This window comes from Polaromonas sp. P5_D5, from assembly GCF_054049435.1.
In genome coordinates this window covers 503,386-522,236 of sequence record NZ_JBFUMJ010000003.1, presented here as the reverse complement: position 1 = coordinate 522,236, position 18,851 = coordinate 503,386, and the positions used below count along the sequence as shown (strand labels likewise).

Genomic DNA, 18,851 nt, shown 5'->3' with positions numbered 1-18,851 from the left:
TCCTCTTGAGGCCTCATGACCAAAATTGCCGTGATCGAAGACGACCTGCCCATGAGCAACCAGCTCAAGGGCTGGATTGAATCGGCCCGTCCGGGCATCCAGGTCGACCAGTGGTTCAACCGCGACGATGCCGAGGCCGCCGTTGCCCGCGAAGGCTATGACGCCGTGGTGCTGGACATCGAACTGGGGCGCGAACGCCATGCCGGCGTGGCCATCATCAACGCCATCAACAAGCAGCGGCAGGGTACGCCCGTGCTGGTGGTGTCCGCCATGCCGGCCGCCATCTACCGCGGCATCATGAAAGCTCTGGACGCCTGGGACTATCTGCAAAAAACCACGTTTGAGGAGGCCGACTTCATCGAGACCTTCCTGGACATCCTGCGGACCGCCAAGGCCAAACCCGCAGGCAGGGCGCCAGCCGGCGACAGCCAGGAACTGCAGCTGGACCCGCTGCGACAGAACACCGCCATCTGGCGCGGTCAGCGCGTGAATCTGCCGCTGACGGCGCAACGCATCCTGGCAGCGCTGCACGCGCGCCGCGGCGAGGTCGTGAGTTACGACGACCTCTACCAGGTGGTCAAGAGCGGCCGCAACCGCGACAACATCCGCAAGCACGTCAGCACGATTCGCGACGCGTTCAAGGAAATCGATGCGGCCTTTGACGGCATTGAAAACATCCCGATGCGAGGCTTTCGCTGGGCTGAGGCGCCGGAGCCCCCGCGCGGCAGAGGCAAGGCGTGAAGCTGCCCACCCGCCTGGATGTCGAGCGCCTGCTGCCGGCGCGCGTACCCTTCGGCCTGCGCGTATTTTTTCGCGGCGCTTTTTTTCTGCTGGCATTGGCCGCCGTCGCCCTGGCCATCGCCGTGTTGCAAGACGAAAAGGAGCGCAGCTACCGCAATTACCAGGACGGCTTTCGCAAGAACCAGGCGCAGATCGCCGCCAAGCTGCGCCATCCCACGGGCCAGCTGGTGCTGCTCAACCCCACGGCCTACGAGCATGAGGTGACGCCGCTGCGCCCGTTGGTGCTGCCTTTTTCGGCCCTCGATTTCGACGATCGCAACAAGGCCCAGCAGGCAGTGGAGATGGCCGGCTGCCTGGTGCAATACCCCGACGCGGCGTCGATGTGCGTGGCCGTCGGCAACAACCCCTTTGCCGGCGGTTTTCTTTATGCCGTCGGCAGCTTCAACAGCGGGCCCCTGGTGTCGCACATCTCCGGAACGCTGGACTTAAGCCAGGCGCACCGCGCCCGCATCACGGTCGACATGCGCGGGCAGCGCTCCCGCTGGATCGCACCTTTCCAGGCCATGCAGGCCATGGACGAGGGGCGCAACGCCTCGCCTCTTGCCAATGCCAGAGGCCGGCTGGTCGGCTTTGCCGATGAGGGCCCGATCACGCCGGCCAGCCGGCCCGTGCGCGACTTCCGCGGCTGGCTTTGGCAAGACAGCCGCTGCGTGGACGGCACGCTGGCGGCAGACCCTGATTGTGCCCGGCGTGCCTTTGTCAGCGTGCGCCTGCCGGTGGAGCTTTTTCGCGAAGCCCTGTTTACCAAAGGGCCTGCGGGCATCGTCTGGCCGCCGGCTGACCTGGACCAGATCAAGGTGCAGGTGGAAATGCTGGCCCCCGGCGAGGGCAAGCCGTTGTTTGACAGCAATGCCGCAGGCGCCACGGCGCCATTCTCATGGGCTGAGCTCACCCCCTTGCTGTTGCCCGGCGAAAAGCTGCGCATCCGCAAGCTGGGCGCCGCCGGCGCCAGCACCGACATCGTGGCGCTGTCCGGCGCAGAGGCGACAGAGCGCTCCTCCCCCCTGATCGCTTACCTGATACGCCGGCTGCAAGTCGATGGCTACGACGCACCCATCACCAGCACCGACATCATCAGCACGCCGCTGGGGCGCTATGAGCTCACGCTGACCGGCGACATCCGCACCGTCAACAAAGCCCTGACGGCTGTGGCCACCCGTGTGTCCTGGTTTGTGGGGGCCATGCTGCTGGCCATCTTTGTGACCTGGCTGGCCATTGAGCTGCGCATCATCCGCCGCATCACCGAACTCACCCGCCGCGCCGCCACCGTGTCCAAGGGCGTGCGCGCCAGCGACAACCTGGCGACGGTTGACCTGGCCGACCTGCGCGGCGGCGACGAGCTGGGTGTGCTGGCCGGCGGCCTGCAAGACCTGCTGCAGCGCGTCAATGAAGACGTGCGCCGCGAACAGATCCGCGTCGCCCAGGAAAAAGACACCTGGCACGCGGTAGGCCACGAAATCATGTCGCCCCTGCAATCGCTCATGGTGCTGCACGGAAGTGCCGACGACCCGGCGCACCGCTACATCAGCCGCATGCAGCAGGCCGTGCGCGTGCTCTACGGCAGTGCGTCGCCCAGCGAAGCCTTTGAATCCACCGCGCTCAATGTGCAGACGCTGGATGCCAATGAATTCCTGAGCCATGTGGCGCGCAACGCTGAGGCCGCGGGCATTCCCGGTGTGGCTTTTGATCCGCTGGCCCAGCCGGTCAGAGTGCGTGCCGACGAGTATTCGCTGGAAGATGTCGTGTCACATGTGCTGCGCAACGCTGATCGCTACCGTTTGCCCGGCAGCCTGATTCGCATCACGCTGTCGCGGCAGGCACAGGAAGGCACAGCGCCCGAGGCAGTGATCAGCATCAGCAACCAGGGCCCGCAGATCGAGGCCGGCCTGTTGGACAAGATTTTCGAGTACGGCGTGTCTGACCAGCCAGATACCGGCGTGGCGGGACAGCGCGGGCAGGGCCTGTTTGTCGCCAAAACCTATATGGCCAAGATGGGCGGCACCATCACCGCGTACAACCGGGATAGCGGTGTTTGCCTGGAGTTGCGCCTGCAGTGCGCTGTCGGCTGATCCCTGATTCCATTGCTAATTCGCTGCGAGAGTAGGCGCGCCGCCGCAGACAGTGCTTAGGGCCTGCCAATGCCATTTATGCAGATGCGTTGCGAGTCAAAAAGGCCTTGAGCAAGGCGCAAAACGCAGGCGGGGCAGACCCCGTCAAGGCTTTGCAACGCCGCGCAAGGCCTTTTTGATCGCAACCCGGAGGGAATGGGGTGAAAACGGCGCCACTCGGCGTTGCGCTTCTAGCCAGACAAAAGTCTGGGCGTCGTCGCGCGCCTTGATTGGCACCGTTTTCACCCCATTCGCATTTGCATAAATGGCATTGGCAGGCCCTGGCACGGCAAGGCGGCGTAACGACCTATCGCAGCGAATTAGCAATGGAATAAAAATCAAAGCCCCCAGTGAGCGGTAACTCACTGGGGGCCTTGTCTTGCCAGACGGACCGGTAAGTCCGCTGCCATGGAAGAAAGTATCTCCCGGGAGTGGCCGAATAATTTGCCTGATTTGCTGCTGAATTTCCCATAAACAGATAAAAAATCTGTAAAATAGAAAATTTCAGATAAATTACCTGAATGGATACTTTAGACCGGAAAATCCTTCAGGTTTTGCAGGCTGACGCGCGCACCAGCCTGCAAGACATCGGTCAGGCCGTGGGCCTGAGCCCCTCGCCCTGCTGGGGCCGCATCAAGAAGATGGAGGAAGCCGGCGTGATCGAGGGCTACACGGTGCGCCTCAATGCGCAGGCGCTGGGCCTGGGCGACACGGTGATGGTGCAGGTCACGCTGGACAGCCATTCCGACAACACGTTGGAGAAATTCGGCGAGACGCTGGCGGCGATCCCCGAGGTGATAGAGGCTTATCTGGTGTCCGGCGAATACGACTACCTGCTGCGCATCGCGGTGCACGACACCAAGGACTACGAGCGCCTGCTGCGCGAGCGGCTCTACAAGATCAAAGGCATACGCCACAGCAAGTCCAGCTTTGTGCTGCGCACCCTCAAGAAGGCTGACCTGCCCCTGCTGACGGGCTGAGCCAGGCGAAGGTCAGCGCTGACAGCGGCCGGTGGGGCCGGCTGACAGCTGCGCGAACCTCACCCGCCCACACTGACGAATGCCCTGCATCATGCAGGGCGCGGGCATTGCCGTCATTTCTTCAGGGGGTTTTATGCGATCGATTGCCTGTCAACGCGTCTGGCATGTTCTGGCGCTGTGCGCGGCATTCGCCTGTACGCTGGCCGCGTGCGGTGACACCGCCTTGTTGCCGCCGGAGGCCGGTATGGGCGCCAATCCAACCCTGCCCAAACCCAACAAGACCTTGTTTCCCACGGTGAACATCGCGCCAGCCAAAGGTTGGCCCGAAGGTGCAATGCCCACGCCCATGGCGGGCCTGGGTGTAACGGCCCTGGCCAGCGGCCTGGACCATCCGCGCTGGGTCTACGTGCTGCCCAACGGCGACGTGCTGGTGGCTGAAAGCAATGCGCCACCCAAGCCGGAAGACGGCAAGGGTATCCGCGGCTGGTTCATGAAAAAGGTAATGGGCCGGGCCGGCGCCGGGGCGCCCACGGCCAACCGCATCACTTTGCTGCGCGATGCCGACGGCGACGGCAAGGCCGAAAGCCGCAGCGTGTTTCTGGAAGACCTCAACTCGCCCTTCGGCATGGTGCTGGTGGGCAATGATTTTTACGTGGCCAACACCGATGCCGTTGTGCGTTTCCCTTACCAGCCGGGCCAGACCCGCATTACGGCGAGGCCCGTCAAGGTGGTGGACCTGCCGGCCGGCCCTATCAACCACCACTGGACAAAAAACATCATCGCCAGCCCGGACGGCAGCAAGCTGTATGTCACCGTCGGCTCCAACAGCAATGTGGGCGAACGCGGCATGGAAGCCGAAACCGGCCGCGCCGCCATCTGGGAGGTCGACGCCAAAACCGGCAGCCACCGCGTGTTTGCCTCGGGCCTGCGCAATCCCAACGGCATGGGTTGGGCACCCGGCAGCGGCGCACTCTGGACGGTGGTGAACGAGCGCGACGAGATCGGCAGCGACCTCGTACCCGACTACCTGACTTCGGTGCGCGATGGCGTGTTTTACGGCTGGCCCTACAGCTATTACGGCCAGAACGTGGACGACCGCGTCAAGCCGCCGCGTCCGGACCTGGTGGCGCAAGCGGTTTCACCCGACTACGCACTGGGCTCCCATGTCGCGCCATTAGGCATGGTGTTTTCAGAAGGCAATGCGCTGCCGCCATCACTGGCCTCGGGAGTTTTTATCGGTGAGCACGGTTCCTGGAACCGCGTGCCGCACAGCGGGTACAAGGTGGTGTTCGTGCCTTTTCGCCAGGGCTTGCCGGCTGGTTTGCCGGTGGATGTGCTCACGGGCTTCCTGAGCCCCGAAGGCCATGCCTACGGCCGGCCGGTGGGCGTGGCGATGGACAAGCGCGGCGCGCTGCTGGTGGCCGACGATGTGGGCAACGTGGTCTGGCGGGTGAGCGGTAGCCAGCTGAAATAGAAGGTTTGGGGGTTTTAAAGGGAAAGCGCCTGAAACCCTTATGTGATGAGCGCAAGCAGCTATTAATTTAATAGCGGTCACGCTGCCTGAATCGCATCAGGCTGTCGGCAACACCATGTCGGCGGTGCCGGGGCAGACCCAGCGGGGGTGTTCCCGCGAGGTGTCTATGCACCCGCCCGATACATACACGCCCTTGGGTTCACGCATGCGCAGCATCTGTTCCAGGATTCGTGCCGTCTCGGCCGGGTCGGTGCTGGAGGCCTTGACGCCGGCTTCCACGATGCTTTCATTGATACGCAACTCGCCGGCTTCGTCGGTGTAGGTGGCATGCCGCCAGTGAAACAGCTCCAGGCATTTGGCCGTCAGGGTGTAGGGCTGCTCGCGTTTCCAGAAGTTGGTGAACTGCCCGTTGCCGATGTAGAACACCCAGGAGCCTTCATAGCCCGAAACGTCCGAAGAGTGTTCATCGGGGTTGCGAAACCAGAGGCGGTCGCCGGGCACGTAATACCTGGGCGGCAGGGGTTGTTCCATCGTGCCGTATTCGCGCAGGAACACGTCGTGGAATTTGCCCGACATGATGGCGCGGTGCTCCCAGCGCTGCTGCAGCGCGGCCAGCAACGGCGGGTTGCAGGTTTCGAGTTCCTGCGCGATGGCCAGCAGGATCACGTATTCGGTCGCGCGGTAGCAGGAAAAGGAATACAGCTTGCCCGAGGCCTCGGGTTGGGTGGCTTTTTCCAGGGCGGGAATCAATGCGTGACCGGGCTTGACGGTAAAGCCAGCGTCTTCCGAGTAGACCCAGCAGTCCTCCGGCCGGTTGACTTCGGTGGTGTGAAATTCCAGTGCAGTCTTGCGCGCAGCCAGCACGATGTTGCGGCGTATGCGCACTGCCGATGCCAGCTCCGCATGGCTGGGAAATTCAAACGCGACCGGGCTGAGCAGCATGGCCAGAAGAATCTCTCGTTCCAGGTCTTCGCTGTTGTTCAGCGTATCCAGCTGCAGCCGGTCTGCCAGGCCCAGGGTGTCCAGGCCGGGCGCCCATTGTGCGGCGAGGCCGTCCGGCAGGCAAAAGCTTCTTGCGGCGGTGGAGCCCGGGAAAATCTCTGTGGTTTCCACGGCGTCCTGCAGGCCGAGCTTTTCAAGCTGCACCAGGAAACTGTAAGTGGAAGCTGCCAGCGCGCCGGTTGTTTCACCGTGAAGGCGAATTCCGACAGGACGAAGGCTGGGCATCAGGGCGGCGGTCATATTGCCGCAAAGTATCTTTGCTTGTGGTCGATTCGGCAATGGCGGAAAAACCACGAAGCCGGCTGCTCGCGGGCACGGTCAGGCGTAAGTAATCCAGCTTGCGTGTTCGGGCGCGTCCAGGTGTGGCAAGGTGTTGTAGGTCACCAGCATGTGCCGCTTGGGCGTAAAGGCAAACTCGGTAAGTGAGCAGTTGCGTATGCGCAGGTTCAGCTCTATCGTGGTTTCAGGGCTGGTGCCCAGCACATGGCCCACAGCGGTCGAGATGGGTCCGCCGCTGGAAACCAGCAGCACATTGCCGTTGTAACTGGCACGAATGTGGTTCAGGACAGAGGTTACACCCTCAACAAACCCGGTGTAGCTTGGCATGCCCTGGGGGCTGACCACGCCGGCCATCCACTGTGCCAGCCCGTCACGCAACAGCCGGAAGTGGCCGCGGTATTCCTCGGGCGTGGTGGGTTTTTCGAGCTTGTGCGGGTGAATGGCGCCGATGACGGCGTGGCTGTCATATTCATTGAGCCCGGGACGCTGTGTGGCTTGCATGGTGATACCCATGCCTTCACAGATCCCGGCAAAGGTATTGATCTGCCGCTGCAGCGTGCCGGTGAAAGCGGCGTCAAAGGTGATGCCCTTGTACTTGAAGTACTCGCCCAGACGCACGCTTTGCTGGCGCCCCATGGGGCTGAGCACGTCGTAGTCGTCTTCGCCAAATGAGGCCTGGCCATGGCGCACGAGGTAGAGGGTTCCCATGGCTGGAATTGTGTCGTGCGTGGCAACTGCGGCCAGTCACGCGTGCGACCGGTGCCGGCACCCAAAGGCCAATCCAGCCGGGGCCGCGGAACCGGCTTTGCCGGGCCGCAGGCGCAGCGCCCCCTCGGGGGGCAGCGCACTACGCGAAGCGAGAAGCGTGGGGGCTGGCCACTAGCACCTTGGCGACAGTCGCCGTGTCCACATTCCCGCCGCACAAGGTGGTGCCCACCACCAGGCCTTTGAGCCGGCCGCGCTCCTGCATGGCCGCAGCAAAACTTGCCGCACCCGCGCCTTCGGCCACGTTGTGTGTGTCGGCATAAAGGTCGCGCATGGCCTGGGCTACTTCGTCGTCCGTCACCTTCACGACGCGTTCCAGGTGCGGCAGCAAAATATCAAGTGCTGCCTGGTCGGCGACGCGGCAGGCCATGCCGTCGGCCAGGTAGGTAGTCACCGGTGCTTCAATCACGCGCCCCGCGGCCAGCGAGTCGGCGTAGGTGGTGGCGTGCGCGCTGACCACGCCCACGATGCGCAGCTTGCGGCCCAGCGCCAGCTTGGCGGCAACGGCCGAACACGCGCCCGAGCCCTGGCCTATCGGCACATACACCACGTCGAGTTGCGGCACCGCCAGCATGAATTCCCACCAGTAGGTGCTGACGCCGCGCAGCAAATCCGCATGAAAGCTCGGCACCATGTGGGCGCCGCGTTCGGCAGCCAGCCTCTTTGCAAACTCGCGGCTTTCCTGGAAGTCGTTGCCGTGCTCGATCAGTGTGACGCCCAGTGCGCGCATGGCGGCGTTTTTCTCCACCGCATTGCCATGCGGAACCACGATGGTGCAAGGCACGCCGTGCGCGCGGGCGGCCCAGCCTATGCTCTGGCCGTGGTTGCCGCGTGTGGCGCTGATGGCTTCTCGCGGCAGCTCGCCGCGTTGCCTGAGTGCCTCAAAGTAGGTGAGCCCGCCGCGCAGCTTGAACGCGCCCACCGGTGTGTGGTTCTCGTGCTTGATCCAGCAGTCGGCGCCCAGCCGCTGGCTGGACAGGCCCCAGCGGTACTGCGGCGTGGCCTGGAACTCGCGGTAGACGACACGGGCCGCATCTTCAATCTCCTGCAGCGAAGGCAGCATGCTGTTCCCCAGCTCCGGCGCGCGGTCGAGTACGGCGCTCATTGGGTGGCCTCCGCTTTGCGAGCTGCGGCATTCGCCTTGGGAACGGCCCGGCGGCTCATGCGGCCACCCGCTTTTCAGTCAGCAGGCGCAGCGCCAGCAAGCCCAGCACGGTGCCCATCACATAGCGCTGCACGCGCATCCAGCTGATATTGCGGTTGAGGAAACCGGCAATCGCCGCGGCGAAGCAGATCAGCACTGTGTTCACACCCGTGCTGACGCTGATCTGCACGGCGCCCAGCGTCAGGCTTTGCAGCAGCAGGTCGCCGCGTTCTGGGTGCAAAAACTGCGGGAAGAACGAGAGATAAAACATGGCGACCTTGGGGTTGAGCAGGTTGGTCATAAAACCCATGAGGAAGAGAGTGCGCGGCGGGTCGTGCGGCAGCTCGCGCGTTTCAAAAGGCGCCAGGCCCCCGGGCTTGACGGCTTGCCAGGCCATCCAGAGCAAATAGGCCGCGCCCGCCACCTTGATCGCATCAAAGGCCAGCGGCACGGCCAGCAGCAGTGCGGTTAGCCCGAACGACGCGGCCAGCAGATGGACGACAAACCCCAGCGCCACGCCGCTAAGCGATACCAGCCCGGCGCGGGGGCCCTGGCACAGCGTGCGTGAGATGCAGTAAATCATGTTAGGCCCGGGCGTGAGCACCAGCACCAGGGCGGCGAGAGCAAACCAGGCGAGTTCAGTGGACGTCAACATTTCAGGCTCCTTTGGATTCCAGGGTGACGAGGCCGCGCGGCGTCTGCAGCGTGGCGATGAGATTGGGCGGGCCTTGCGAGAGGCCTACACCGGCCAGCCCTATGGCCTCGTAGCCGCCGCGCAATGCGTCGGGGCGCGGGTGGCTGGCGTGCAGCGATTGCAGCGTGACGCCTGAGGGCGCCATGCCATCGGCCGGATGCACGTCGCCCCACTGGATCAGCGTGGGCAGCGCACCGTAAAACAGCCTCTGACCATCTTCACGTACGGTAATTTTCCAGCTGAGCTGGCCTTGCGGCGTCATGCGCGAGACGTCCAGCGCCTCACCGCGATCCAGCCCCAGGCGGGAAAGCGCCCGCACCGCCGCGATCACACGGGGCGTCGAGGCGACAAAGTGCGCGAGCTGCGGGCCGGTCTTGCTCAGCCGCAGCTGCAACTCATGATCATCCAGGTCATACCAGCGTCTGGCCGGTGCCGTACGCGGGGTTTGCTTGTCCGGATTGATTGCAATGATTTCGAAATAGGCGCGTGGAAAGGCCGGCGAGGCCACTGTGAAGAGCCGGTTGTGCGTGCCCATCAGCGGATGCTCGCCGCCCGGCCCGGGCGTGATGCCCAGCACGCGTTCGCACCACTGCACGCCTTCGGCGAGGCTGGCCGCCACCACCACGAGGTGGTCGACCTGCGAGGCCAGCGGCGGGAGTGCGGTGCTGCGTTCCATGGTGAGGGCTGGTTCCTAAAGCGTCACGCTTCCGTCAATGCAGGTGACCGATTCGCCGCCCACCCACACCTGGCCGGCTGCATCGCGCTCGATATGCACCTGACCGGCGCGGCCCAGGCAGACACCTTGCGAGGCGGTATAGCGCTCGGGCGCGTGGCCTTCGGCAATCAGCCACTGGGCCAGGCTGGCATTGAGGCTGCCGGTGACGGGGTCTTCGTCGACGCCGATGGGAGCGGCGAAGGCCCGCACTTCGAAATCAGGGGTTGTTTCAGGTGCGGAGGCTGCGAACGCCTTGGCTTCGCGGTTGGCGCGTGCAATCAACGGCGCGGTTTCCTCACGTGGGTAGCGCGCCACCACGCCGACTTTGGTGCCCAGCTTGGCCAGCGCCTTGTGATCGGGCGCCAGTTGCAGCACGGTCTCCGGGCTGTCCAGCAGCAAGCCCAGCCACATCGGGCCGTTGTCCAGGCACTGGGCGGCGAGGATGCTTGTCGCTTTTAATCCCAGCGCGCCGGCTACCTGTGCCAGCAACGAGGGGCTGGGCGCGGAGCGCTTCAGGGCCGGCGCGGCAAATGCGAGGCGCCTTGTGCCCGTCTCGCGGCGAATCTTCACCAAGCCTACTTTGCACTCCTGCACGATAAAGTCTTTGCTGTGCGGTTGCCCACCGGCTTCCAGCCAGCTGTGGCAGCTGCCCAGCGTGGGGTGGCCGGCAAAAGGCAGTTCGCCGCCGGGTGTGAAGATGCGCACGCTGTAATCAGCCGTGGCGTCTGCGGGTGGCAACAGGAAAGTGGTTTCCGAGAGGTTGGTCCACTTGGCAAAGCGCTGCATGGCGGCGTCATCCAGGCCGCTGCCGTCGATTACCACGGCCAGGGGGTTGCCGAAGTAAGGGGTGGGTGTGAACACGTCGACTTGCTTGAATGCGCGCTGCTTCATGGGGTTTCTCGGTTTTCCAGGATAGGTTTGAAGATTTATGACAAAGGCAGGTCCAGCACGCCGCGCGTGGCGGGCCGTGCCAGGAGGGTTTGGTACCAGCGGTCCAGGTGGGGCCGAATGGGCCGCGGCTGCGGCAAGCCGAACCAGCGGTGCATTTCGCAGCCCAGCGGGATGTCGGCCATGCTGAACTGGTCGCCGCCCATGAACGCATGGTCAGCCAGGTGCGCATCGAGCAGTGCCAGCAGCGCTTCGGTGGCGGCTACGGACTGCGCGATCAGTTCTGCATTGCGCTGCTCCGCAGGCGTGCGAATCCACTGCACGAAAGCCGTGCGTCCGGCCGGGTTGAAGGTGGTCTGCTGCCAGTCCATCCACTGCTCGGCGGCAAAGCGTTGCGGCAGCGCTGTGGGATAAAAATTGCCTGGCGAGTGCTTGGCGCACAGGTAGCGCACGATGACATTGGACTCCCAGATGAGCACTTCACCGTCTTCCATCAGCGGGACCAGCGCATTCGGGTTCTTGCGCCGGTAATCGGCCTCCTTGACGATACCGAACTGGCCCCCGGCGTCGGTTCGCTGCATCGTGAGCCCCAGCTCCTGCGCGGCCCACACGACTTTTCGCACGTTGATGGAGCTGATGCGCCCCCAAAGATGAAGCATGTCAGACCCCTTTCGCGTTCATCATGCTGCCGCGCGCAGTTGAGGCACGCCGGCAGGTAGTTGCTCGCGTATGGCCGCAGCCAGCGCGGCGATGCCGATGTTGATCTGCTCGACGCTGGACGTGACGAACGAGAGGCGCAGCGTGCGGGCGTCGGCATGGTCGGCGTAGAAGGCCCAGCCGGGCACAAAGGCCACGTTGCGCTCCACGGCCTTGGGCAGCAGGTCGATGGCGTTCATGCCTTCAGGCAGGCGCACCCACAAAAACATGCCGCCGGCCGGTGTGTTCCAGCTCACACCTTCGGGCATGCCCTGCTTCATCGCGGCCAGCATCGCGTCGCGCTGCGATTTGTAGAGCGCGCGAATGGTCGGCACGTGGCGGTCCAGGAAGTTGTTCTTCATGGTCTCGACCACCATGCGCTGGTTAAAGCCCGGCGTGTGCAGGTCGGCCGCTTGCTTGGCTTGCAGCAGCTTGGGGTAGAGCGACTTGGGCGCGACCAGAAAGCCCAGGCGCAAACCCGGCGCCAGGATTTTCGAGAACGAGCCCATGTAGACGCAGCCTTCCGGGTTGCGCGCGGTGAGCGGCAGCGGCGGCGGCGTGTCAAACCACAGGTCGCCATAAGGGTTGTCTTCGACGATGGGCAGGCCCAGGCGCGCAGCCTCGGCGCTCAGCGCGGCACGGCGCGCCTCGGTCATGGTGCGGCCGGTCGGGTTCTGGAAGTTGGGCAGCACGTAGAAGAAGCGCGCGCCAGCAGCTTTGCTGGCGAGATCCTTGATGTCCACGCCTTCGTCATCGCTGGCCACGCCGACGATTTCGGGCTCCATCGGTGTGAAGGCCTGCAGCGCGCCCAGGTAGGTGGGCGTTTCCACCAGCACGCGGCTACCGGCGTCGATCAGGATCTTGGCGATCAAATCCAGGCCCTGCTGCGAGCCGGTGGTGATCAACACCTGCGCTGGGTCCACATCCCAAGGCAGCATGGCGGCCACCATCTCGCGCAGCGGGGCGTAGCCTTCGCTGGCCGCGTATTGCAGCGCGGCATGGCCGTCTTCGCGCAGTACCTTGTCGCACGCTTCACGAAAGGCGGCGACCGGAAAGGTCTTGGGCGAGGGCAGTCCGCCGGCAAAACTGATGATGCCGGGCTTCTCCGTGACCTTGAGGATCTCGCGGATCACCGAGGGGTTCATTTTTTTGGCGCGCTGCGCTTGGGTCCATTCCATTTCACTCTCCTCCTGATGGGCTGTCAAAGACAAGCCTGGTCACAAAAACTTCTGCAAGGCATTTAGCTAAAGCGCTGCCGCGACGGCGGCCGGCGGCAGGGTGAGTCAACGCGTTCATTCTGCACCCCTTCCTCGCGCCTGCATGGCGTGAATCAGGCTCACGGCCTGCGGCGCCACGCTTCCCGGAATTCCCCAGTAATCAAAGACGCCGCCGTCGGCCGCGTGGTGCCCGCAGACGACAAACACCCCCGTTCCCAGCTGCTGCTTGAACTCGCTGGCGAGCCAGCCTACAAAGCCGCTGTTGGGAATATCGGGCGCGAAATGCAGGCACACCACGGCGTAGCGGTCCTCGGCTTTCGTGGATGCCGATGCGGGCAGCAGCGCGCTCCAGACCGCATGGTCGCGGACCAAAGCGAGCGCTTCGCTGGCAGGGTTTGCGACCAGATGTACAGGAAACTGCGCCAGGGGAAACTCGGCGAAGGTGTAGTCGCCCGGGAGCATGTCCACACGCGCGTGCGCCATCACGCGCAAAAGCCGTTTGTGTGTTTGTTCGGGGGTTTCCGGCGTCACGTCCATTGGCTTGGTTCCGCTGTTGTCACGATGGCACGCCGGACGTTTCCGGCGTCATGGGCCGCTCCTGCAAATTCGCCTCCAGGTGAGCAAGTCCCCGCGCGACGTATTCTTCCTTTTCACCGACCGGGGCAAAGTAGTGCAGCACCTCACGGGCTTCGTCAATGCCCTTCAGCCGGGCAATCAGCCATGCGGAAATGTATTGCGCGGACATGCAGCCGCCCGCGGTCGCCAGGTTACCCTTCGCAAAGAAGGCCTGGTTCAGGATGCTCACCCCGGCTGCCTGAACCCAGGGCTTGCTGGTCAAGTCCGTGCACGCCGGCATTTGGCCGACAAGCCCCAGCTTGGCGAGCAAAAAGGTCCCGGAGCACTGCGCTGCGATGAGCTGCCTTTGCGGATTGAGCTGCAGTTGGCCGAGGATGGACGCATCGTTGGCGACTTCGCGCGTTTTCATGCCGCTGCCTATCAGCACGGCATCAGCCTGGTTGGCTTCCCTCAGGTTGATATGTGCATCGATGGTGAGGCCGTTCATGGACGTCACCCGCTCGGTGGGACTGGCAATGCTGACTCTCCAGTCGGCATCACCCCGCAGCGAAATGCGGCTCAGCATTCCGTAGGCTATCAAGGAGTCCAGTTCGTTGAAGCCGTCGAAGGTAAGGATGGCGATATGCATGAAAGCTGTCCTGATGCGGGTTGAAATAGCTACTTCACTGAAAGAAGAAAAAAACGTTGTGGTGAATCGGTCTATCGGTACCGGGGGTGGAGACGGTTCGCGACGGGTCAGTCCACGATAAACAGTTTGGCCCCCGAAGGCGAGGTCGACCGGTGGGCCTCGGCGCCGTCTGCCACCTGGTAGCTCATGCCGGGCAACAGCACATGCACACTGCCGTTGTCCAGTTCCGTCTGCAACTCGCCTTCCAGGCAAAGCAGGATGTGGCCTTTGCTGCACCAGTGGTCGGAAACATATCCGGGTGTGTACTCCACCATGCGCACGCGCACGTCGCCAAACTTGCGAGTGCGCCAGAAGGCCTTGCCTTCCAGGGCGGAATGTTCGGTGCGCTCCACGTTGGACCAGTCGGTGGTGCCGAAGGGGATTTCGTTGATTTGCATGCTGATTACTCCGTGACCGACACGATGGCTTCGATTTCCACTGCAAATCCGCGCGGCAGGGAGCCCACACCGACTGCCGAGCGCGCATGGCGGCCGGCCTCACCGAATACCTGCACCAGCAGATCTGAGCAGCCGTTGATGACTTCGGTATGACCCATGAAGTCGGGTGTTGCGTTGACCATTCCCAGCAGCTTGACCACGCGCCGCACGCGCGAAAGTTCGCCCAGGGCGGCCTTCATGGTGGCAATCAGGTTCAGTCCGACGTCGTGGGCATGGTCGCGGGCTTCCTCCGCGCTGATCTCGCGCCCGACCTTGGGCACCACGGCCAGGTCTTGCCGCAGCGGCGAGCCCTTGCCCGACAGGTACAGCATGGAACCGTCGAGCACCCAGGCATCGAAATTACCGCGAGGTGTCACGACGGGCGGCATGATCAGGCCGAGTTGCTGCAGGCGTTGTTCGGGAGTCATCGATGGTTCCTTGTTATAGGAGATATCCTGGAAAGAAGTGCAAAAGCGGCGGGCCGCCTCAAGCCCACTTCATGCCCGTTTCCGCTGGTTGGGCGTGATGTGTGCAATGGTGCCGTCGCCGTAAGAGCGCAACACCTGTGAGATGACGATGTGAAAACCTTTGTACCACTGCGTGTACTGGCGTTTGGCTTCCAGGTGCTTGGGGTGTGCTGAAAAAACGCGCAGCGATTCTTCGGTTTCCCAGAAGTAAGTGGCATTGGTCAGCACGCCATCCGGCGAGCGCCAGGACTCCGCGCCCAGGTAGCCAGGCGTGGCCTGGGCGGCTTCTTCGATCAGCGCGTCCAGCGTGTGGAACCGTTCGTCGTAGGTGCCGGGTTCAAAAATAAAGGCGGCTGAGTACATCACAACTTTCTGGTGTTAAGCAAAGAGCCAGGTTCGGCGGCCCGGACGCGAGCGCCTGACTGCACCGGCATTTTTTTTCCGATGAAAACGGTGGCAATCACGGCCAGCCCGAAGCCGACGGTGACGGCGTCCAGGTGCTCGCCAAGCAGCGGCACAGAAAACAACATGGACAAAAACGGCTGCACCAACTGCACCTGGCTGACACGCACCGTACCGCCGAGCGCCAGGCCGCGGTACCAGGCAAAAAATCCCAACCAGGCCGAGAACACCGCCACGTAGGCAAAGCCGGCCCAGGCGCTGACCTTGAGTGGTGCTGTGGGCCAGCTGAAAAGAGACAGGGGCAAAGTCAAGGGCAGCGAGAGCACCAAGGCCCAGCAGATCACGTGCTCGGCGCGCATGTGCTGGGACAGCCGCGCACCGTAGCCGTAACCGACGGCCGCGCACAAACAGGCGGCCAGCAACAAAAGGTCAGCAAAATGAATGGACAGCCCGCCCACACTGTTTGAACGCAGCATGGCGAACAGAACCACCAGCGCGCTGCCCAGTGCCGCACACAGCCAGAAGCCGGCAGACGGACGCTGGCGGTGCAGCAGGGCGCCCACCGCCGCGGTGGCCAGGGGCAGCACGCCGAGAATGACGCTTGCATGCACGGCTTCCACGTAGCGCATGGCGATCGAGGTGAAGAGCGGAAAACCAAACACCACGCCGCCCGCGGTGACGGCCAGCGGCAGCCAGTCCTTTCGCTGCGGTAGCGCTGCGCGGGTGGCCAGCAAAAACACCGCCGACAACACGGCCGCCACCGTGGCCCGCCCGAGCGCGATGAAAACGCCCGACATCTGCGGCGCATCCGGCGTGCCCACGGCCAGGCGTGTCATGGGCAGCGTGACGGCAAAAATCACGATGCCCAGCAAGCCGAGCCATAGCCCTTTGGTTGTGTCGGCAGATGTGGACGTCATATAAAAAGCATCCAGATGGCGGTAGCCACGAGTACCAGCGCCATGGCGCGGTTGAACCACTGGAGCCGACGCCCGCTGCCGGACGGGCCGGTCAGCCACTCGCGCAACAAAGATCCGGCGAGCGCGTAAGTGAGGTTGCTCACAAAAGCGTAGGCCAGCATCACAGGTAATACGATGGCCAGTCGCGCGGCCGGCGCCTCGCGGCCGGCAATCCAGCCGCTCACGATGGCCAGCGCCAGCATCCATGCCTTGATGTTGACAAACTGCAGTGCGGCGCCTTGCCAGAAAGTGACGTTCAGGCGCGCCGCGTCCGCCTCGCTCAACTGGCGCGACTGTGAAATCTTCCAGGCCAGCCACAGCAAGTACGCCACGCCGATGATCTTCACGGCCCAGCTCAGCAAGGGCACGGCCAGCACCAGGGCGCCCAGCCCCAGGGCACACACCAGCAGCAGTACGCCCCAGCCGACCGGCACCGCGCAGACAAAAGGCAGCGCGCGTTTCAACCCATGGTTGGCTCCCAGTGCGGTTGATAGCGTCGTGTTGGGTCCCGGCGAAAAGCTCATCGCCGTTGCCAGCACCAGTAAGGCCGTAAATTCTTGCCAGTTCATGCTTTCAACTTTATAGTTGAAAGCAATACACCACCAGTACAGTTGTTGGTACAAATTCCCAAACTGTATTGGTTAAATTGTCAGCACACATGCCGCCAGCAGGGCGTGCCAAGGCCACACCATGTTGATGAAAACCGCTTCACAGTCCCTGACCGAACAGCTGTCGGCGCGCTTTGCCGAGCGCATCCGTAGCCGGCTGTTGGCCCCTGGTGCTCGCCTGCCTTCTGTGCGGCTGTGCGCCGAGCAGCAAGGTGTAAGTGCCTCCACCGTGGTGGCGGCTTATGACCAGTTGCTGGCGCAAGGCCTGGTGGTGGCGCGCAAGAACCGCGGTTTTTTTGTCCGTGATACTTCGCTTAATGCGGCGCTGGCGCAGGCTCCCAAAGCGCCGGCAGCTATAAAAAATATAGCAGACGCAAAAACTGGTACGCCCGCGGGCCACACCCCCCCGGGCGCCTGGAGCACTGCGACCTGGATGGCCACGCGCCAGGCGCCGGTGGATGCGACGGCGCTGATCCGCGGGATGTTCCACAAGGTCAGCAACAAGCCGCAACCCGGCATGGGCGTGTTTCCACCAGACTGGCTCGAAACCACCTTCATGCCGGCCGCCGTCCGCAAAGTCACCAGCGTCAGCGCGTTGCGGGACTTTTCGCTTCAGTACGGTGAACCCATGGGCGACAGCGGCCTGCGCCGCGCGCTTTCGCAGAAGCTCAGTGCACTCAATGTGCACGCCGCGCCCGAGCAGATCATCACCACCGTTGGCGCCACCCATGCGCTCGACATCGTCAGCCGGACGCTGCTGCGTGCCGGGGACTGTGTGATGGTGGAGGAGCCCGGCTGGGCGGTGGAGTTCGCCCGGCTGGACGCTTTAGGCATGCGCATCCTGCCGGTACCGCGCCGCGCCGACGGCCCGGACCTGGCGGTGATGGCCCAATACTGCGAAATCCACCAGCCCAAGCTGTTTGTCAGTGTCAGCGTATTCCACAACCCGACGGGCTACTGCCTCACGCCCGGCAGCGCCCACCGCGTGCTGCAGTTGGCGATGCAACACAACTTCCACATTGTTGAAGACGACACCTACAGCCACCTGGCGCCTGAGCATGCCACGCGGCTATGCGCCCTCGATGGGCTGCAGCGCACGATTTATGTCAGCGGCTTCGCCAAGATCCTGGCACCCGGCTGGCGCGTCGGCTTCATGGCCGCACCCCCCGACCTCATCGAGCGCCTGCTAGACACCAAACTGCTGGCCACGCTAACCACGCCAGCCCTGCTGGAGAAGGCGCTGGCCTGGTGCATAGATCAGGGCCAGTTACGCCGGCATGCCGAGCGTATTCGCACCCGGCTTGACGGCGCGCGTGCACGCAGCGTCAAATTGGCCCTGGCTCACGGCTGCACATTTGCTGCGGAGCCCGCCGGCCTGTTCGGCTGGGTGGACACGGGCGTCGATACCGATGCGTTGTCCCAGCGCATGCTGGACGAGGGCTACCTGATTGCGCCTGGCGGCTTGTTTCACGCGGCGCGCAAACCCAGCACATTGATGCGCATCAACTTTGCAACCACGCAGGAGGCTGCGTTCTGGAAGGTGTTTGCGCGCTTGCGTGATGCCGTGAGGTAACTTTCCTCCTTTTTTCGCGGCTTGCCCTGGCAGAACGGGGCCGGCAGTGAAGAAGCGAGCTTTGAGCGAGCTTAGTGCCGAGTTCGGGCCGCTTGTCTTCGCCACGCTGCCCGCCGGGAACGGTCGCGACTATGCGGGTATGTCTTCCGCCCGCCATGCTCCGCGTTGGAGTTCGCCTGGCTTGTTGCGCCTGGAGCGTTGCTCTTTCCTCCCTTTCCTCCTTGTTTTCCTCATCCTCCGGCTTCCCGTTGGCGCTGCCCGGCTACCTATCCCCTTTCGAAAATGACACTCGGCTTGGCCGGTAATCTGATGGTCGTTTCTATTGGTTACGAGTTAACTCTAATTGATCAACTGAAGATCCGGTTTTTAGTTAATTTCCATTAGTTTCTTCAGGGTTTTTGG

Annotated in this window: 21 protein-coding genes; 5 read left to right on the top strand and 16 right to left on the bottom strand. The window is 63.4% G+C overall.

Translation table 11 applies throughout. The features are described 5' to 3' along the window. Positions 1-15: 15 nt before the first annotated feature. Together ACXJKE_RS15250 and ACXJKE_RS15245 are read left to right on the top strand one after the other, a co-directional pair. Positions 16-741: a response regulator transcription factor gene (locus ACXJKE_RS15250; RefSeq protein WP_457281429.1), complete on the top strand. Its 726-nt coding sequence runs from the start codon at positions 16-18 to the stop codon at positions 739-741. Next, positions 738-2,870 carry an ATP-binding protein gene (locus ACXJKE_RS15245; RefSeq protein ID WP_457281428.1) on the top strand — a complete coding sequence of 711 codons (2,133 nt, stop codon included), beginning with the start codon at positions 738-740 and terminating at the stop codon, positions 2,868-2,870. The genes ACXJKE_RS15250 and ACXJKE_RS15245 overlap by 4 nt, the downstream gene beginning before the upstream one ends. Positions 2,871-3,014: 144 nt before the next feature. Here ACXJKE_RS15245 and ACXJKE_RS15240 read toward each other — a convergent pair whose 3' ends face one another. Beyond that, entirely contained in the window at positions 3,015-3,275 is a 261-nt protein-coding gene (locus ACXJKE_RS15240) for a hypothetical protein (protein ID WP_457281427.1), read from the bottom strand. Between the two features lie 155 nt (positions 3,276-3,430). On the opposite strand from ACXJKE_RS15240, the gene ACXJKE_RS15235 reads away from it, so the two are divergent. After that, entirely contained in the window at positions 3,431-3,889 is a 459-nt protein-coding gene (locus tag ACXJKE_RS15235) for an Lrp/AsnC family transcriptional regulator (RefSeq protein ID WP_457281426.1), read from the top strand. A gap of 133 nt (positions 3,890-4,022) precedes the next feature. Continuing rightward, on the top strand, positions 4,023-5,363 hold the full coding sequence (locus ACXJKE_RS15230; RefSeq protein WP_457281656.1) for a PQQ-dependent sugar dehydrogenase: 1,341 nt from the start codon (positions 4,023-4,025) through the stop codon (positions 5,361-5,363). A 96-nt stretch (positions 5,364-5,459) separates the two neighbouring features. On the opposite strand, the gene ACXJKE_RS15225 is transcribed toward ACXJKE_RS15230, so the two are convergent. From ACXJKE_RS15225 to ACXJKE_RS15155, 15 genes are all read right to left on the bottom strand, one after another. Beyond that, entirely contained in the window at positions 5,460-6,590 is a 1,131-nt protein-coding gene (locus ACXJKE_RS15225; RefSeq protein ID WP_457281655.1) for a hypothetical protein, read from the bottom strand. 93 nt (positions 6,591-6,683) lie between these two features. Next, positions 6,684-7,352 carry a histidine phosphatase family protein gene (locus ACXJKE_RS15220; protein ID WP_457281425.1) on the bottom strand — a complete coding sequence of 223 codons (669 nt, stop codon included), beginning with the start codon at positions 7,350-7,352 and terminating at the stop codon, positions 6,684-6,686. A 139-nt stretch (positions 7,353-7,491) separates the two neighbouring features. Then, positions 7,492-8,514 carry a threonine dehydratase gene (locus ACXJKE_RS15215; protein ID WP_457281424.1) on the bottom strand — a complete coding sequence of 341 codons (1,023 nt, stop codon included), beginning with the start codon at positions 8,512-8,514 and terminating at the stop codon, positions 7,492-7,494. 55 nt (positions 8,515-8,569) lie between these two features. Continuing rightward, positions 8,570-9,208 carry a LysE family translocator gene (locus ACXJKE_RS15210; protein ID WP_457281423.1) on the bottom strand — a complete coding sequence of 213 codons (639 nt, stop codon included), beginning with the start codon at positions 9,206-9,208 and terminating at the stop codon, positions 8,570-8,572. A gap of 1 nt (position 9,209) precedes the next feature. Further along, positions 9,210-9,923, bottom strand: a complete 714-nt coding sequence (locus tag ACXJKE_RS15205; RefSeq protein WP_457281422.1) for a VOC family protein — start codon at positions 9,921-9,923, stop codon at positions 9,210-9,212. Between the two features lie 15 nt (positions 9,924-9,938). Next, positions 9,939-10,853 (bottom strand): PhzF family phenazine biosynthesis protein, encoded by a 915-nt coding sequence (locus tag ACXJKE_RS15200; RefSeq protein WP_457281421.1) that lies wholly within the window; start codon positions 10,851-10,853, stop codon positions 9,939-9,941. Positions 10,854-10,888: 35 nt separating this feature from the next. Next, positions 10,889-11,509, bottom strand: a complete 621-nt coding sequence (locus ACXJKE_RS15195) for a glutathione S-transferase family protein (RefSeq protein WP_457281420.1) — start codon at positions 11,507-11,509, stop codon at positions 10,889-10,891. A gap of 21 nt (positions 11,510-11,530) precedes the next feature. Then, entirely contained in the window at positions 11,531-12,724 is a 1,194-nt protein-coding gene (locus ACXJKE_RS15190) for an aminotransferase-like domain-containing protein (protein ID WP_457281419.1), read from the bottom strand. A 114-nt stretch (positions 12,725-12,838) separates the two neighbouring features. Next, positions 12,839-13,300, bottom strand: a complete 462-nt coding sequence (locus tag ACXJKE_RS15185) for a DUF6196 family protein (protein WP_457281418.1) — start codon at positions 13,298-13,300, stop codon at positions 12,839-12,841. A gap of 19 nt (positions 13,301-13,319) precedes the next feature. Next, on the bottom strand, positions 13,320-13,967 hold the full coding sequence (locus tag ACXJKE_RS15180; protein ID WP_457281417.1) for a DJ-1/PfpI family protein: 648 nt from the start codon (positions 13,965-13,967) through the stop codon (positions 13,320-13,322). A 107-nt stretch (positions 13,968-14,074) separates the two neighbouring features. Beyond that, positions 14,075-14,404 (bottom strand): DHCW motif cupin fold protein, encoded by a 330-nt coding sequence (locus ACXJKE_RS15175; protein WP_457281416.1) that lies wholly within the window; start codon positions 14,402-14,404, stop codon positions 14,075-14,077. Positions 14,405-14,409: 5 nt separating this feature from the next. Next, on the bottom strand, positions 14,410-14,871 hold the full coding sequence (locus ACXJKE_RS15170; protein WP_457281415.1) for a RidA family protein: 462 nt from the start codon (positions 14,869-14,871) through the stop codon (positions 14,410-14,412). A 69-nt stretch (positions 14,872-14,940) separates the two neighbouring features. Next, entirely contained in the window at positions 14,941-15,273 is a 333-nt protein-coding gene (locus ACXJKE_RS15165) for an antibiotic biosynthesis monooxygenase family protein (protein WP_457281414.1), read from the bottom strand. Beyond that, positions 15,273-16,229: a DMT family transporter gene (locus ACXJKE_RS15160; RefSeq protein WP_457281413.1), complete on the bottom strand. Its 957-nt coding sequence runs from the start codon at positions 16,227-16,229 to the stop codon at positions 15,273-15,275. Before ACXJKE_RS15160 ends, ACXJKE_RS15165 begins: the two co-directional genes overlap by 1 nt. Then, positions 16,226-16,837: a LysE family translocator gene (locus ACXJKE_RS15155; RefSeq protein ID WP_457281412.1), complete on the bottom strand. Its 612-nt coding sequence runs from the start codon at positions 16,835-16,837 to the stop codon at positions 16,226-16,228. Before ACXJKE_RS15155 ends, ACXJKE_RS15160 begins: the two co-directional genes overlap by 4 nt. 121 nt (positions 16,838-16,958) lie before the next feature. On the opposite strand from ACXJKE_RS15155, the gene ACXJKE_RS15150 reads away from it, so the two are divergent. Beyond that, on the top strand, positions 16,959-18,449 hold the full coding sequence (locus ACXJKE_RS15150; protein ID WP_457281411.1) for an aminotransferase-like domain-containing protein: 1,491 nt from the start codon (positions 16,959-16,961) through the stop codon (positions 18,447-18,449). Positions 18,450-18,851: the final 402 nt, after the last annotated feature.

What these genes read in the sequence shown, in the direction of transcription:
- ACXJKE_RS15160 (WP_457281413.1), bottom strand. Translation starts at nt 16,229, where the DNA reads ATGACGTCCACATCTGCCGACACAACCAAAGGGCTATGGCTCGGCTTG.
- ACXJKE_RS15165 (WP_457281414.1), bottom strand. Translation starts at nt 15,273, where the DNA reads ATGTACTCAGCCGCCTTTATTTTTGAACCCGGCACCTACGACGAACGG.
- ACXJKE_RS15195 (WP_457281420.1), bottom strand. Translation starts at nt 11,509, where the DNA reads ATGCTTCATCTTTGGGGGCGCATCAGCTCCATCAACGTGCGAAAAGTC.
- ACXJKE_RS15150 (WP_457281411.1), top strand. Translation starts at nt 16,959, where the DNA reads ATGTTGATGAAAACCGCTTCACAGTCCCTGACCGAACAGCTGTCGGCG.
- ACXJKE_RS15225 (WP_457281655.1), bottom strand. Translation starts at nt 6,590, where the DNA reads ATGCCCAGCCTTCGTCCTGTCGGAATTCGCCTTCACGGTGAAACAACC.
- ACXJKE_RS15180 (WP_457281417.1), bottom strand. Translation starts at nt 13,967, where the DNA reads ATGCATATCGCCATCCTTACCTTCGACGGCTTCAACGAACTGGACTCC.
- ACXJKE_RS15205 (WP_457281422.1), bottom strand. Translation starts at nt 9,923, where the DNA reads ATGGAACGCAGCACCGCACTCCCGCCGCTGGCCTCGCAGGTCGACCAC.
- ACXJKE_RS15235 (WP_457281426.1), top strand. Translation starts at nt 3,431, where the DNA reads ATGGATACTTTAGACCGGAAAATCCTTCAGGTTTTGCAGGCTGACGCG.
- ACXJKE_RS15220 (WP_457281425.1), bottom strand. Translation starts at nt 7,352, where the DNA reads ATGGGAACCCTCTACCTCGTGCGCCATGGCCAGGCCTCATTTGGCGAA.
- ACXJKE_RS15215 (WP_457281424.1), bottom strand. Translation starts at nt 8,514, where the DNA reads ATGAGCGCCGTACTCGACCGCGCGCCGGAGCTGGGGAACAGCATGCTG.
- ACXJKE_RS15250 (WP_457281429.1), top strand. Translation starts at nt 16, where the DNA reads ATGACCAAAATTGCCGTGATCGAAGACGACCTGCCCATGAGCAACCAG.
- ACXJKE_RS15170 (WP_457281415.1), bottom strand. Translation starts at nt 14,871, where the DNA reads ATGACTCCCGAACAACGCCTGCAGCAACTCGGCCTGATCATGCCGCCC.
- ACXJKE_RS15230 (WP_457281656.1), top strand. Translation starts at nt 4,023, where the DNA reads ATGCGATCGATTGCCTGTCAACGCGTCTGGCATGTTCTGGCGCTGTGC.
- ACXJKE_RS15175 (WP_457281416.1), bottom strand. Translation starts at nt 14,404, where the DNA reads ATGCAAATCAACGAAATCCCCTTCGGCACCACCGACTGGTCCAACGTG.
- ACXJKE_RS15185 (WP_457281418.1), bottom strand. Translation starts at nt 13,300, where the DNA reads ATGGACGTGACGCCGGAAACCCCCGAACAAACACACAAACGGCTTTTG.
- ACXJKE_RS15190 (WP_457281419.1), bottom strand. Translation starts at nt 12,724, where the DNA reads ATGGAATGGACCCAAGCGCAGCGCGCCAAAAAAATGAACCCCTCGGTG.
- ACXJKE_RS15155 (WP_457281412.1), bottom strand. Translation starts at nt 16,837, where the DNA reads ATGAACTGGCAAGAATTTACGGCCTTACTGGTGCTGGCAACGGCGATG.
- ACXJKE_RS15210 (WP_457281423.1), bottom strand. Translation starts at nt 9,208, where the DNA reads ATGTTGACGTCCACTGAACTCGCCTGGTTTGCTCTCGCCGCCCTGGTG.
- ACXJKE_RS15200 (WP_457281421.1), bottom strand. Translation starts at nt 10,853, where the DNA reads ATGAAGCAGCGCGCATTCAAGCAAGTCGACGTGTTCACACCCACCCCT.